The organism is Variovorax sp. V213 (genome assembly GCF_041154455.1).
Taxonomy (GTDB): domain Bacteria; phylum Pseudomonadota; class Gammaproteobacteria; order Burkholderiales; family Burkholderiaceae_C; genus Variovorax.
Window position 1 is genome coordinate 4052045 of the sequence record NZ_AP028664.1, and the last position, 14717, is coordinate 4066761.

At 66.3% G+C, this 14717-nt stretch carries 11 protein-coding genes; all 11 read right to left on the reverse strand.

Annotation, left to right across the window (positions count from 1 at the left end):
- Positions 1–22: 22 nt before the first annotated feature.
- The 11 genes from ACAM55_RS19305 to ACAM55_RS19355 all read right to left on the reverse strand — a co-directional run bounded on the left by ACAM55_RS19305 (position 23) and on the right by ACAM55_RS19355 (position 14710).
- Complete coding sequence (locus ACAM55_RS19305) at positions 23–4789, reverse strand: glutamate synthase-related protein (RefSeq protein ID WP_369653085.1); 4767 nt, start codon at positions 4787–4789, stop codon at positions 23–25.
- Positions 4790–4972: 183 nt separating this feature from the next.
- A complete protein-coding gene (locus tag ACAM55_RS19310) occupies positions 4973–5668 on the reverse strand; it encodes a transposase (RefSeq protein ID WP_369653086.1) in 696 nt (231 codons plus the stop codon).
- A gap of 33 nt (positions 5669–5701) precedes the next feature.
- Positions 5702–6583 carry an SAM-dependent methyltransferase gene (locus ACAM55_RS19315; protein WP_369653087.1) on the reverse strand — a complete coding sequence of 294 codons (882 nt, stop codon included), beginning with the start codon at positions 6581–6583 and terminating at the stop codon, positions 5702–5704.
- On the reverse strand, positions 6580–7155 hold the full coding sequence (locus tag ACAM55_RS19320; RefSeq protein ID WP_369653088.1) for a DUF1415 domain-containing protein: 576 nt from the start codon (positions 7153–7155) through the stop codon (positions 6580–6582). Before ACAM55_RS19320 ends, ACAM55_RS19315 begins: the two co-directional genes overlap by 4 nt.
- Positions 7152–8417 carry a CynX/NimT family MFS transporter gene (locus tag ACAM55_RS19325; protein ID WP_369653089.1) on the reverse strand — a complete coding sequence of 422 codons (1266 nt, stop codon included), beginning with the start codon at positions 8415–8417 and terminating at the stop codon, positions 7152–7154. The genes ACAM55_RS19320 and ACAM55_RS19325 overlap by 4 nt, the downstream gene beginning before the upstream one ends.
- A gap of 58 nt (positions 8418–8475) precedes the next feature.
- Positions 8476–9606 (reverse strand): deoxyguanosinetriphosphate triphosphohydrolase, encoded by a 1131-nt coding sequence (locus ACAM55_RS19330; protein ID WP_369653090.1) that lies wholly within the window; start codon positions 9604–9606, stop codon positions 8476–8478.
- A 22-nt stretch (positions 9607–9628) separates the two neighbouring features.
- Complete coding sequence (gene aroB / locus ACAM55_RS19335) at positions 9629–10741, reverse strand: 3-dehydroquinate synthase (RefSeq protein ID WP_369653091.1); 1113 nt, start codon at positions 10739–10741, stop codon at positions 9629–9631.
- 33 nt (positions 10742–10774) lie between these two features.
- The gene (locus ACAM55_RS19340) at positions 10775–11323 is read right to left on the reverse strand and encodes a shikimate kinase (RefSeq protein WP_369653092.1); all 549 of its coding nucleotides are present in this window, start codon (positions 11321–11323) and stop codon (positions 10775–10777) included.
- A 23-nt stretch (positions 11324–11346) separates the two neighbouring features.
- Positions 11347–13491: a type IV pilus secretin PilQ gene (gene pilQ, locus ACAM55_RS19345; RefSeq protein ID WP_369653093.1), complete on the reverse strand. Its 2145-nt coding sequence runs from the start codon at positions 13489–13491 to the stop codon at positions 11347–11349.
- Entirely contained in the window at positions 13488–14033 is a 546-nt protein-coding gene (locus ACAM55_RS19350; protein ID WP_093019903.1) for a pilus assembly protein PilP, read from the reverse strand. Before ACAM55_RS19350 ends, pilQ begins: the two co-directional genes overlap by 4 nt.
- Positions 14030–14710, reverse strand: coding sequence for a type 4a pilus biogenesis protein PilO (locus ACAM55_RS19355; RefSeq protein ID WP_369653094.1), 681 nt, complete (start codon positions 14708–14710; stop codon positions 14030–14032). Before ACAM55_RS19355 ends, ACAM55_RS19350 begins: the two co-directional genes overlap by 4 nt.
- Positions 14711–14717 lie beyond the last annotated feature (7 nt).

Here is a 14717-nt window from a genome sequence, read left to right on the forward strand (position 1 = left end):
GTTCTCTGTGTCGTCGTCGGCTTCAGGCCGCGGCCGGCGTGGCTTGCGGTGCCGCAGCCAGCGCGTGCGGCTCCAGGCCGACGTGCGCGTTGTTGCCGCTGCTCGTGAGTTCGACCTTGCGGTCGTGCAGTTCCGCGAGCGCCCGCTTGTATTCGTTCGGGAACACCTTGACGAACTTGGTGCGCGACACGGCCCAGTTGTCGAGCAGCTCGCGCGCGCGCTTGCTGCCGGTCCAGCGGTGGTGCTCTTCGAGCAGCTTCTTGAGCTGGGCCTCGTCGGTTTCGCCGCCGTGCCAGATCTTGCGATGCATGCTGGCCAGCTGCTCGGCGGAGGTCAGCACCTTGTCGAGCGACACCATCGAGAGATTGCAGCGCGTGGCGAACTGGCCGTCTTCGTCGTAGACGAAAGCCACGCCGCCACTCATGCCGGCCGCAAAGTTGCGGCCCGTCTTGCCTAGCACCGCGACCGTGCCGCCGGTCATGTATTCGCAGCCGTGGTCGCCGGTGCCTTCGATGACGGCCGTGGCACCCGACAGGCGCACCGCGAAGCGTTCGCCGGCCACGCCGCAGAGATACGCCTCACCAGTGGTCGCACCGTACAGCGCCGTATTGCCGACGATGGTGTTGCGCGCGGCTTCTCCGCGGAAGTCGAGGCTCGGGCGCACCACCACACGACCGCCCGAAAGGCCCTTGCCGGTGTAGTCGTTGGCATCGCCGATCAGGTAGAGCGTGATGCCGCGCGCCAGGAAGGCGCCGAACGACTGGCCGCCCGTGCCTTCGAGCTGGATGCGGATCGAATCGTCGGGCAGGCCCTGCGGATGCGCCTTGGTCAGCGCACCCGAGAGCATGGCACCCACCGAACGATTGACGTTGCGTGCCACTTCGATGAACTGCACCTTCTCGCCTCGCTCGATGGCCGGACGCGACTTCTCGATGAGCTTGACGTCGAGCGCACGCTCGAGCCCATGGTCCTGGTTCTCGACGTGGTAGCGCGGCACGTCGGCCGGCACGATGGGCAGCGCGAACAGGCGGCTGAAGTCCAGGCCCGAAGCCTTCCAGTGCTCGATGCCCTTGCGCATGTCGAGCAGGTCGGCGCGGCCGATGAGGTCGTCGAACTTGCGGATGCCGAGCTGGGCCATGATCTGGCGCACTTCTTCTGCCACGAAGAAGAAGTAGTTGACGACGTGCTCGGGCTTGCCTGAGAACTTCTTGCGCAGGATCGGGTCTTGCGTCGCCACGCCCACCGGGCAGGTATTGAGGTGGCACTTGCGCATCATGATGCAGCCTTCGACCACCAGCGGCGCGGTGGCAAAGCCGAATTCGTCGGCGCCCAGCAGCGCGCCGATGGCGACGTCGCGGCCGGTCTTCATCTGGCCGTCGGCCTGCACGCGGATGCGGCTGCGCAGGCGGTTGAGCACCAGCGTCTGCTGCGTTTCGGCCAGGCCGATCTCCCACGGGCTGCCCGCATGCTTGATGGACGACCAGGGCGATGCGCCCGTGCCGCCGTCATGGCCCGCGATCACCACGTGGTCGCTCTTGCACTTGGCCACGCCGGCCGCGATGGTGCCCACGCCGATTTCGCTCACCAGCTTGACGCTGATGCTGGCGTGCGGCGCGGCGTTCTTCAGGTCGTGAATCAGCTGCGCCAGGTCTTCGATGGAATAGATGTCGTGGTGCGGCGGCGGCGAGATCAGGCCCACGCCCGGCACCGCATAGCGCTGCTTGCCGATGTACTCGGTGACCTTGCCGCCGGGCAGCTGGCCGCCCTCGCCCGGCTTGGCGCCCTGGGCCATCTTGATCTGGATCTGGTCGGCCGAATGCAGGTATTCGGCCGTGACGCCGAAGCGGCCCGAAGCCACCTGCTTGATGCGCGAACGCAGCGAGTCGCCGTCCTTGAGCGGCAGGTCGACTTCGACGTTGGCCGCACCGATCACGCTCTTGAGCGTGTCGCCCTGCTTGATCGGAATGCCCTTGAGCTCGTTGCGGTAGCGCGCGGGGTCTTCGCCGCCCTCGCCCGTGTTGCTCTTGCCGCCGATGCGGTTCATGGCAATGGCGAGCGTGGAGTGCGCCTCGGTGCTGATCGAGCCGAGCGACATCGCGCCGGTGGCGAAGCGCTTGACGATCTCGGCCGCGGGCTCGACCTCGTCGACCGGGATGGCCTTCGCGGGATCGATCTTGAACTCGAACAGGCCGCGCAGCGTGAGGTGGCGGCGGTTCTGGTCGTTGATGAGCTGCGCGTATTCCTTGTACGTGTTCCAGTTGTTGGAACGCGTGCTGTGCTGCAGCTTGGCGATGGCGTCGGGCGTCCACATGTGCTCTTCGCCACGCGTGCGCCATGCGTATTCACCGCCGGCGTCGAGCATGTTGGAGAGGATCGGGTCGTCGCCGAAGGCCGCCTTGTGCATGCGGATGGCTTCCTCGGCAATCTCGAACACGCCGATGCCCTCGACGCGGCTGGCGGTGCCGGTGAAGTACTTGTTCACCGTCTCGGTGTTGAGGCCGATGGCTTCGAACAGCTGGGCGCCGCAATAGCTCATGTAGGTGCTGACACCCATCTTCGACATGATCTTCGACAGGCCCTTGCCGATGGCCTTGACGTAGTTGTAGACCGCCTTCTCCGCGCTCATGTCGCCCGGCAGGTCGGCATGCATGGCCGCCAGCGTTTCCATCGCGAGGTAGGGGTGCACGGCTTCGGCGCCGTAGCCGGCCAGCACGCCGAAGTGATGCACCTCGCGCGCCGAGCCGGTTTCCACCACCAGGCCGGCCGTGGTGCGCAGGCCTTCACGCACCAGGTACTGGTGCACGGCCGAGAGCGCCAGCACGGCGGGAATCGCGACCTGCGTGGGGCTCACGCCGCGGTCGCTCACGATCAGGATGTTGTGGCCGCCCTTGATCGCGTCCACGGCTTCGGCGCACAGCGAGGCGAGCTTGGCCTCGACGCCTTCGTCGCCCCAGGCGAGCGGGTAGGTGATGTCGAGCGCGTAGCTCTTGAACTTGCCCTGCGTGTACTTGCCGATGTCGCGCAGCTTCGCCATGTCGGCAAAGTCGAGGATCGGCTGGCTCACTTCGAGCCGCATCGGCGGGTTGACCTGGTTGATGTCGAGCAGGTTGGGCTTGGGGCCGATGAAGGACACCAGCGACATCACGATCGCCTCGCGGATCGGGTCGATCGGCGGGTTGGTCACTTGCGCGAACAGCTGCTTGAAGTAGTTGTAGAGCGGCTTGTTCTTGTTCGAGAGCACGGCCAGCGGGCTGTCGTTGCCCATGGAGCCGATGCCCTCTTCGCCGGCCTGCGCCATCGGGCTCATCAGGAACTTGATGTCTTCCTGCGTGTAGCCGAAAGCCTGCTGGCGGTCGAGCAGCGCCACCTGGCTCACGGGCGCCTTGATCGTCGATGCGGCCGGCTCAGCCTTGACGCTGTCGAGCTTGATGCGCAGGTTCTCGATCCACTGCTTGTAGGGCTTGCTGTTGGCGAGGGTGGCCTTGACCTCCTCGTCGTCGATCATGCGGCCCTGCTCCAGGTCGATCAGGAACATCTTGCCGGGCTGCAGGCGCCACTTGCGAACGATCTTCTGCTCGGGCACGGGCAGCACGCCCGATTCCGACGCCATGATGACCAGGTCGTCGTCGGTGACGCAGTAGCGCGATGGGCGCAGGCCGTTGCGGTCGAGCGTGGCGCCGATCTGGCGGCCGTCGGTGAACACGATGGAGGCCGGGCCGTCCCACGGCTCGAGCATGGCGGCATGGTATTCATAGAACGCGCGGCGGCGCGGATCCATGGTGGCGTGCTGTTCCCAGGGCTCGGGAATCATCATCATCACGGCCTGGCTGATGGGATAGCCGGCCATCGTCAGCAGCTCCAGGCAGTTGTCGAAGGTGGCGGTGTCGGACTGGCCAGCAAAGCTGATCGGATACAGCTTCTGCAGGTCGGCGCCCAGCACGGGCGAGGACATCACGCCCTCGCGCGCCTTCATCCAGTTGTAGTTGCCCTTGACCGTGTTGATTTCGCCGTTGTGGGCGACATAGCGGTACGGGTGGGCCAGCGGCCACTCGGGAAAAGTGTTGGTCGAGAAGCGCTGGTGCACAAGGCCGAGGGCCGAGATGCAGCGCTTGTCTTGCAGGTCGAGGTAGTAGGTGCCGACCTGGTCGGCGAGCAGCAGGCCCTTGTAGACCACGGTGCGGCTCGACATGCTCGGAACGTAGTATTCCTTGCTGTGCTTGAGCTTCAGGCGCTGGATGTTGGCGCTGGCGGTCTTGCGGATCACGTAGAGCTTGCGCTCCAGCGCGTCCTGCACGATGACGTCGTTGCCGCGGCCGATGAACACCTGGCGCAGCAGCGGCTCCTTGGCGCGCACGGTGGGCGACATCGGCATGTCGCGGTTCACCGGCACGTCGCGCCAGCCCAGCAGCACCTGGCCTTCGGCCTTGATGGCGCGTTCCATCTCCTGCTCGCAGGCTTCGCGCGAGGCGTGCTCCTTGGGCAGGAAGATCATGCCCACGCCGTATTCGCCGGGCGGCGGCAGCGTGACGCCCTGCTTGGCCATTTCTTCGCGGTACAAGTGGTCGGGCAGCTGGATCAGGATGCCCGCGCCGTCGCCCATCAGCTTGTCAGCGCCCACTGCGCCGCGGTGGTCCAGGTTTTCGAGGATCTTGAGGCCCTGCAGCACGATGGCATGGCTCTTCTCGCCCTTGATGTGCGCCACGAAGCCGACGCCGCAGGCATCGTGCTCGTCGGCACCGGAATACAGACCGTGTTGTTGGAGATGTTCGATCTCGGCAGCCGTCGTCATGGCGCACTCCTTCAGTTTTTCGCAGGGATGAGAAGGATATTGCGATGCACAAAGAATGCCAAACACTTTATTTGGGGTCAGATTCTGATTAAATCCCGAGTTTTCTAGTCAGAATTAAATTAGGGACATATCAAAAAAAGTAGCGAAACCCCGAGCACCAACCCGAGAAAGGGACGAATCAGATCAGGAACGGGGAGCCGACGGCGGACGCCCGGCCTTGGTCTTGGCCACGCGGCGTTCGGTGGATTTTTGAAGCGACGCGAGAAAATTTGCATCGCCAGCCGCCCATCCCCGCAAAGTAGCCTCGGTCAGGGTGCCCTGGTCGGCGGGCCGCACGCCAGCGCGCACCAGCTCCGCATACGCCGCTTCGCGGGCGAAGGGCGTATTGCCGAGCTCCCAGTACAGCGGATGCGGTGTCAGCAGCTTGTCGTGCCGCAGCCCCGCGTAGTGCCCGTGGCTGGACCACGGAAAGTCGCGCGCGTCGGATACCAGGCCGGCCCGCACGGGGTTGAGATCGATGTACGCCATGCAGGTCAGCAGATAGCGGTCGGTCTGGATCAGCGTCGATCTGTAGCGCCCCTCCCACAGGGTGCCGCTGCGGCCGTGGCGGTCGTTGAAGTAGCGCACATAGCTGCGCCCCACCGACTGCATGAACTGCGGCAGCCCGGTGGTGGTGCTGGGCGTTGCCAGCAAATGGAAGTGGTTGTCCATCAGCACGTAAGCATGCACAGCCACGCCGAAGCGCGTCGCCGCGTCCGCCAGCAGGCTGAGCAGCCGCTCGTGGTCCGCGCGATCGACAAAGATCACCTGGCGGTTGTTGCCGCGCTGGATCACGTGGTGCGGCATGTCGGCGAGCGTGAGGCGGGGCAGGCGGGCCATGGCGTCAATCGAACGAGCGCGCTCTTGCAGTTTTCAGGACAGGCGAAACCGCGTATCGCCCAAGGCATCGAGTCCGAATTGCGACAGGAGCTCGCCGAGCCGTGTCGCGGCGGCGGCTTTGCGCTGCCCGGTGTGGCGCGCCAGGATCAGCTCGTTCTTCATGCTGTGCTCCCAGCCCACCAGTTCGGTGACGGTGACGCTGTAGCCATTGGCTTCGAGATAGAGGCAGCGCAGCACGTTGGTAAGCTGGCTGCCGATCTCGCGGGTGTGCAGCGGATGGCGCCAAAGCTCGGCCAACGGCGTTCGCGAAAGGGCCAACGCCTTGGTTTCGCGCAGGCACGCCGCCACCTCGGCCTGGCAGCAGGGCACCAGCACCATGCAGCGCGCCTTCTTCGCGAGCCCGAAGGCAATGGCGTCGTCGGTTGCGGTGTCGCAGGCATGCAGCGCGGTGACCACGTCGATCCGCTCCGGCAGCTCGCTCGCCTGAGCCGATTCGGCCACCGTGAGGTTCAGGAACGACATGCGCTCGAAGCCGAGCTGCCGTGCCAATGCCCGCGACTTCTCGACCAGTTCGCTTCGCGTTTCGATGCCGTAGACGTGGCCGCCCTGGCGAGCCCGGAAGAACAGGTCGTAGATGATGAAGCCGAGGTACGACTTGCCCGCGCCATGGTCGGCCAGCGTGGCGTCCGCGCCGCCACCGGGCAGCTCGCGCAGCAATTGCTCGATGAACTGGAACAGGTGGTAGACCTGCTTGAGCTTGCGCCGCGAGTCCTGGTTGAGACGGCCCTCGCGCGTGAGGATGTGCAGTTCCTTGAGCAACTCGACGGACTGCCCCGGACGCAGGACCTCCGCCAGCTCGGCCTCGGCCTTGGAGGCCTTGGCGGTCTTCACGGCCTTGGTCGCTTGTGCATTCATGACCGGGCACTCCCGGGGCCGACGTCGAGTGCGGCCCAGCCAGCGGGGCCCAGCGCTTCAAGCGTTTCGATGTTGCGTTCGAAGATGGCTTCGGCCTCGGGAAACGCCTCGACCGCGCGGCTCACGCTGTCTTCGCGCAGCAGGTGCAGCGTGGGGTACGGCGCGCGGTTGGTCGCGTTCGTGATGTCGTCGCTCGCCGTTCCCGCAAACTGAAAGTGCGGATGAAAGCTCGCGAGCTGGAACACGCCGTCGAAGCCCGCGCGGGCGAGCTTGCGTTCGGCGCGCGCCGTGAAATCGTTGAAGTCCAGAAAATCCGCCAAGGTGTTGGGTGCTATCAGCAAGGTGGTGTCGCGCACGGAGGCATCGAGCGCGGCGAGTTCATCGGCCTGCGCCAGCAGCGCGTCGATCAGCGCGGCGTCGTCGGCAGGCAGGTACACGGCATAGTGAATCTGCGCCTTCACATGCACCGCCTTCGCGAACGGGCACAGGTTGAGTCCGATCACCGCGCGCTCGAGCCAGCGCCGCGTATCGGCTTCGGCCTGAATGGCGTCGATTGTCGCCGCGCCGGTCATGCCACCTCCGCCGCCAGGCGTATTCGCCCGAGGCGCCGCGCAATGGCCATTCCGGCCAGTGAGCATGCCAGCGTGGCCGCCCACGTCCAGTGCCAACCGCCGACACGGTGAGCCACCCACGCGACCGCGGGCGGCGCCAGGAATTGCCCCAGCGAAGAGGCCTGCTGCATGAGCCCGACCGTCGTGGAAACGGTGGTGGGCCCCGGCGCCAGGCGAACCCCGAGCAGGAACAGGGTGGCGGGCACCATGCCCCCGCCCAGCGAAAAGGCACAGACCGCGGCATAGCGCAGCGCCGGTGACAGGCCGATTGCGTCGGCCCCCTGCCCTACCTGCGCGAAGGCGGCCACGCCGCCCATCGCCATCGCCAGGAAGCCCCATTGCAGCAGGCGCTCCGGCGCAACGCCGCGCTGCAGCCAGCGGCCGCCCGCGAGGTTGCCGACAATGTTCATCGCGGCCGCGATGGCGGTGAGCACCGCGTTCCAGCCGGCCGGCACGCCCGCGCCGGCATAGATGGCTGGCAGGAAACCGATCACGGCCATCCACTGCGCCGAATACACCGCAAAGCTCGACGCCACCATCCAGGGTGCGCGCGCGCCGACGGTGGCGCGCAGGCGCGACGACCATCCGCTCGGCACGCCCCTGCTTGCCGCATGCGAACGAAGCCCGTCTGCGGGCACAGCCAGCCACAGCCAAAGCGCCGCGGCCGCCGAAACGGCGGACAGCGCCCACCACCAGTCGCCCCATCCGCCCCAGGCGATCAAGGCCGGCCCCAGCAGCAGCGCAAGCGCCACACCCAGCGGCATGTACGCGCCCCACACGCCCAGCGCCGCCTTGTCGGCGCCCGACGGAGTCAATGCGCGGATCAGCCCCGGTCCCGGCATGACCGCCAGGAGAAAGCCGATGCCTTCGACGGCACGCAAGATGAGCAGCCACTGCACCGCATGCGCACTGCCGAAAAGGCCGGCGCCTACGCCGCCGCCGAGCAGGCTGGCCACCGTCAACACCAGGAGCCCCGCCAGCATGCTGCGGCGCAAGCCGATGGTGTCGGCTGCCAGCCCGGCCGCGAGCCCCAGCGTCATGCTCGCCACCTGCACCAGCGAGAGCAGAAAACCCGCCTCGACAAGACCGATGCCGAGCGAAGCCTGCAGCGCCGGCACGGCCGGCGGCAGCTTGCCCAGGTGCAGCGCCGCGCTGACGCCGCCCAGCACCACCGCGAAAGCAGCAGCGGGAACGCGCGCCGAAACCACGGCCGTCGCGCTCATTGGAGTACCTCCTGATGGGCTGCGGTGGGAGCCCTCTTCGGAACGGCCGGACGGGTGCTCATGCAATGCCCCGGCGGCCTGTCAGCCTTTCGTGCTCGCGCATGGCAAAACGGTCGGTCATGCCGGCGATGTAGTCGGCCACGGCACGGTGCCGGTCGCGGCGCTCGGCATAGGAGCCGGGCATCTCGGCGGGGCGTTCGAGGTAGGCCTCGAACAGCTCCCGTACCACTTGCTGCGCCTGCTCGGTGGTCTGCCTCACCTGCGGATGCCGATAGAGGTTGCGGAACAAAAAGCCCTTGAGCGCGTTGGACTGCGCCTGCATGGTGTCGCTGAACGCGACGAGCGGCGGCGAGTTCCGCACGCCGTCCGCATCGGCCGGCTTCGCCGTTTCGATCGCCGCGCGGGTGGCGTCGATCACGTCGTAGACCTGGGCGCTCAGCATGCGGCGGATCGTCTCGTAGAGCACGCGCCGCCCTTCCAGATGCGGATATTCGGCCAGCGCCTCGCGGCGGTAGCGCTCGAACAGCTCCACCTCGCCGAGTTGCTCCACGCTGATGAGCCCCGAGCGCACGCCATCGTCGATGTCGTGCGCGTTGTAGGCGATGGCGTCGGCCAGGTTGCAAAGCTGCGCTTCGAGCCCCGGCTGCGTGCGGTCCAGAAAGCGCCGGGCCACACCGTCGGGTTCGGCGGCTTCCAGGCGTTCCGCATTCGCGCGCGAGCAATGCTTGAGGATGCCCTCGCGGGTCTCGAAGCTCAGATTCAGCCCGTCGAATTGCGGGTAGCGCAGCTCCAGGGCGTCGACCACGCGCAGGCTCTGCAGGTTGTGCTCGAAGCCGCCCTGGCCTTCCATGCAGGCGTTGAGCGTGTCTTGTCCGGCGTGGCCGAACGGCGTATGGCCGAGATCGTGCGCGAGGGCAATGGCCTCGACCAGGTCTTCGTTGATCCGCAAGGCCCGCGCGATGGAGCGCCCCAGCTGCGCCACCTCGAGCGAATGCGTGAGCCGCGTACGGAACAGGTCGCCCTCGTGGTTCAGGAAAACCTGGGTCTTGTAGACCAGCCGCCGGAACGCCGTGGAATGCACGATGCGGTCGCGGTCGCGCTGGAAGGCATCGCGCGTGGGCGCCGGCGGCTCGGCATGCCGCCTCCCGCGCGACCGCGCAGGGTGGCAGGCATAGGCCGCGAGGTTCATTGCTGCACCCTTGGCGCTGCGCTCATTCCGCGCGGCAGCACTGCGCGAGCACTTCGCGCACGAGCGCATCGGGCGCGCTGCTGACCGCGGCCGAGCCCGGCTTGTCGATCACCACGAAGCGGATCTCGCCGGCTTCGGATTTCTTGTCGACCCGCATCAATTCGAGATACCGGTCGGCGCCCAGCGCCGGGCCAACGATCGGCAGGCCGGCCCGCTCGATCAGCCGCGTGAGCCGCTGGACAAACGCCGCGTCGACGCCGCCGAGCCGCTGCGACAGATGCGCCGCCATCACCATGCCGCAGCCGACCGCTTCGCCGTGCAGCCATTCGCCGTAGCCGAGGCCCGATTCGATCGCGTGGCCGAAGGTATGGCCGAAATTGAGGATGGCGCGCAGTCCGGTCTCGCGCTCGTCCTGCCCCACGACCAGCGCCTTGATCTCGCAGCTGCGCTTGACCGCGTAGGCCAGCGCGGCCGGGTCGCGGGCCACCAGCGCATCGACATTCGCCTCGATCCAGTCGAAGAACGCCATGTCGTGGATCGGGCCGTACTTGATGACTTCGGCCAGGCCCGCGCTCAATTCCCGCGGCGGCAGGGTCTGCAGCGTGCCCAGGTCGCACACCACGAGCTGCGGCTGGTAGAACGCGCCGATCATGTTCTTGCCGAGCGGGTGATTGATGGCCGTCTTGCCGCCCACCGACGAATCGACCTGCGCCAGCAGCGTGGTCGGCACCTGCACGAAAGGCACGCCGCGCATGTAGCTGGCGGCTGCAAAGCCGGTCATGTCGCCCACCACGCCTCCGCCCAGCGCGAAAAGCACCGTCTTGCGGTCGCTGCCGTGGCCCAGCAGGGCATCGAAGATCAGGTTGAGGGTCTGCAGGTTCTTGTGCACTTCGCCGTCGGGCAACTCGAGCATGTGCACCGTACGGAAGCGCCCGGCCAGCGCGGTGCGCAAGGCCCTCGCGTAGAGCGGCGCCACCGTGGTGTTGCTGACGATCAGCGCGCTGGCGGCCGCGGGCACCGCGGCAAAGCTTTGGGGATCGTCCAGCAGGCCGGCGCCGATGAGGATGGGATAGCTGCGCTCGCCGAGCTGGATGTCGACGCGTTCGGGCGGTGCGGAGGGTGCGGGCAATGACATGGCAGCGAGTTTAGGCGCTGCGGCCGGGCCAGCTCAGCCCGTGGGCTCTTCCGGCCGGGATCCCGGCGCGACGATGCCGGCAAGCTCGAGCTGCATCACGATGATGTTCACCAGCATGGCGATCGTCGGGCGCCCGGTGTCGACCACATCGTGCGCGGTCTCGCGATAGAGCGGATCGCGCGCGTCGTGCAACTCGCGCAACCGCCCGAGCGGATCGGCCACCTGCAGAAGGGGCCGCTTGACGTCGTGGCGCAGGCGCCGGAACAGGTCTTCGGGGGAGGATCGCAGGTAGATCACGTGGAAGTGATCCCGCAGCTGCTTGCGATTGGCCTCCCGCAGGACCGCGCCGCCGCCCGTGGCCAGCACGCCGTTGGCGTGGGCGGCCAGGTCGGCGATGACGGTCTCTTCGAGGTCACGGAAGGCCGTTTCGCCTTCGCGGTCGAAGTAATCGCGGATCGAGCAGCCAATGCGCTGCTCGATGACATGGTCGGTATCGACGAACGGAAGGTCCAGGCGCACGCCCAGGCGCCGGCCCACTGCGGATTTTCCGGCGCCGGGCAACCCGACGAGTGCGATCGCCACGCGGTGGCTGCTACGCCCGCGCGTCAGCGCGCGGCGTTGCGGTCGGTAATCATCTTCGGAGTGATAAAGACGAGCATTTCGGTCTTGTTGGCAACGCGTTCGCGCTTGCGGAACAGTGCACCCAGGTAGGGCACTTCACCCAGCACCGGCACGCGCGATTCGTCATTGGTTTCGGTGAGTTCGAAGATACCACCGATGACGACCGTGCCGCCGTTCTCGACCAGCACTTCTGTCTGCACGTGCTTGGTGTTGATGGCCGGACCTGCCGAAGTATTGACGCCGCGGGCATCCTTGCTCACGTCCAGCGTGAGGATGATGTTGCCTTCGGGCGTGATTTGCGGCGTGACTTCGAGCTTCAGGACCGCCTTGCGGAAGGAAATCGACGTGGCACCGCTCGACGTGGCCTGCTGGTAGGGAATTTCTTCGCCCTGCTCGATCAGCGCCTTCGTCTGGTCGGCCGTGATGACGCGCGGGCTGGACACCAGCTTGCCCTTGCCGTCGGCTTCCAGCGCCGAGATTTCGAGGTTCAGCATGCGCGAGAAGCTCGAATTGAAGAGCGAGATCGCGAACGTGCCTGGAGAGTTACCAGTACCACCGGCATCGCCCGACGGCAGGTTAATGAAGTTGGAGTTGGTCCAGGTGGTGGTGGCGGTGTTGCCGTTGGTACCCGAGGTCACCGTGGGCATCATGCCCAGGTTGGCAAAGGCCCGGTTCCCCGAGGACGAGGCGAAGCGCTCGCCGGCAATGCCGCCGCCCAGCCGCACGCCGAGCGACTTGCCGAAGGTGTCGGAGGCTTCCACGATCCGGGCTTCGATCAGCACCTGGCGAACCGGAATGTCGAGCTTCTGGATCAATTCGGCCACTTGTGCCAGGCGCGACGGGATATCCGACACGAACAGCTGGTTGGTGCGCGACTCCGCAATCACGCTGCCGCGCGGGCTCAGGATGCGCGTGGTGGTGCCGGAGCCGCCACCGCCGCCCGACGAGGCGCCGGTTCCGGTCAGGCCTTGTGCAATCGCAATCGCCTTGGTGTAGTTGAGCTGGAACGACTGGGTGCGCACCGGCTCCAGGTTCTCGATCGCGGCCTTGGCCTCGAAATCGAGCTTTTCCTTGGCGTTGATTTCATCCTTGGGCGCAATCCACAGCACGCTGCCGTTCTTGCGCATGCCCAGGTTCTTCGCCTGCATGATGATGTCGAGCGCCTGATCCCAGGGCACGTCCTTCAGCCGCAGCGTCAGCGAGCCGGTGACCGAGTCGGAGGTCACGATGTTGAAGTTCGTGAAGTCGGCGATCACCTGGAGCAGCGAACGGATCTCGATGTTCTGGAAGTTCAGCGAGAGCTTCTCGCCGTTGTATCCAACGCCTTGGGTCAGCTTGGACGGGTCCACCTTGCGGGCGCGGACTTCGACCACGAACTGGTTCTCGCTCTGGTAGGCGCTGTGCTCCCAGTCGCCCTTGGCCTCGATCGTCATGCGCACGCGGTCGCCCGACTGCTGCGAGGTGATCAGCTGCACCGGCGTATTGAAATCGGCCACGTCGAGGCGGCGGCGAAGCCCTTCCGGCAGGGTCGACTTGGTGAACTCCACGACGAGGTTCTTGCCCTGCTGGCGCACATCGACGCCCACCTGGTTGTTCGGCAGATCGACGATCACGCGGCCGGTGTTGTCCGTGCCCAGGCGGAAGTCGACATCGCGCAGCGGCAGGGTGTCGCGGTTGCGGTTTTCCGCAAACACGGTGGGCGTGGACGACGCCAGCGCCGTGCCGGCCACGGGCTCGAGAATCACCAGCAGCGACTTGCCCTGGATCTCGGCCTTGTAAGCGGTTGCCTGCTTGAGGTTCAGCACCACGCGGCTGCGCTCGCCGGCCTGGACCACGTTGACGGAACGCAGGTTGCCCTGGTTCACCTCGATGGCGGAGCGGCCGATGGCGTTCGTCACGCCGGGGAAATCAAGCGCGATGCGCGCCGGCGTCTGAACGGCAAAACCGGTCGGCACGGCCGTGAGCGGCTGTGCGAGGTCGATGCGGATCACCTCGGCGCCGGATTGCGTCGAACTGGTCACCGCTTCGATGGCGTTTTGCGCATGGGCAATCGCGAACGCGCCAAATGCCAAGAGACCCAGCCCGGCGGCTCGCAGCCGCTGTGCCATCGTTGATTTTTTGTGATTCATTTCTTCGCACTCTCTTGCAGCTGCAATGTCGCCACGCGTTCGATCCATTCACCGGCGGCGTCTTGCACGATTTCACGCAAGGCGACTTCGGTTTCGTTGATACGGGTGATGCGCCCGTAGTTGAGCCCCAGGTACTCGCCGACCCGCACCTTGTAGAGCAGCTTGTCGACCCGAACCAGCGCCACCGGCTGGCCGTTTCGGTTCATGCTGCCCACCATGGCCATCGAGTCGAGCGGGAAAGCTTCGAGCGCCTCCTTGCGGCGCACCAGTTCAGGGGCGATCAGTTCGGACGTGCTGGGCTGGTTCGAATCCCGGCGCAGCGCCTGGGTCAGCTTCAGCAGGTTGAACGGCTCGAACGCCGCCCCTTCGGTGTAGGCCTGGGGCGTGAATTTCTTGGGCTCGGTGATGGGCGGCACGTTGGGCTTCACCTGGGCGCGCTGCTCCACCATCCAGCGGCGCAGGTCTTCCTGCTCCGAATCGGCGCAGGCGCTCAGGCCCAGGGCTGCCATGACCAGCCACAGGAGTTTGGCGGTCGTCCTCATTTCTTAGCCTTTGGCGCCGCGGCGCGTTTCTGGGCCGCCCGCTCCTCGTCATCGAGATAGCGGTAGGTACGGGCCGTGGCATCCATCGTCAGGGTGCCTTCCTTGTCTTTTTGCGGAGCGATCGTGAGGTTGTTCAGCGTCACGATGCGCGACAGGCTCGCAATGTCGGCTGCAAAGGAGCCGATGTCGTGGTACCGGCCGGTCACGCGCACGGCAATCGGCAGTTCGGCGTAGTAGTCCTTCACCGAAACCTGTCCCGGGCGGAACAGTTCGAACTGCAGGCTGCGCCCGAGGCCCGCCTGGTTGATGTCGGACAGCAAGGCATCCATTTCCGCCTTGCTGGGGAGCTGCTTTTCGAGCAGCGTCACGTACTGCTGCACCTGTTCGCGCTGCTTCTTCAACAGGTCGAGATTGGCGGCCAAGGCCACCTTCTTCTGGTAGTCGGCCCGGAGCGTGACTTCCTTGCCGCGCTCGCTCTCGAGCTCGTCGTTCGAATTGGTCAGCCACACGAACCACAGTGCGACCAGCACCAGCGCAGTCACCGCCAGGCACAGGACATAGCGTGGCACCGGCGGCCAACTGGCCGGGTCGTTCGCGTTCAGGTTGCGAAACTGGTCGCCGAAGCCGCGCAGTGCCGCGGCGACGTCGATTTTTTGGGAGGGGCGATTGCTTGCCATGATCCGT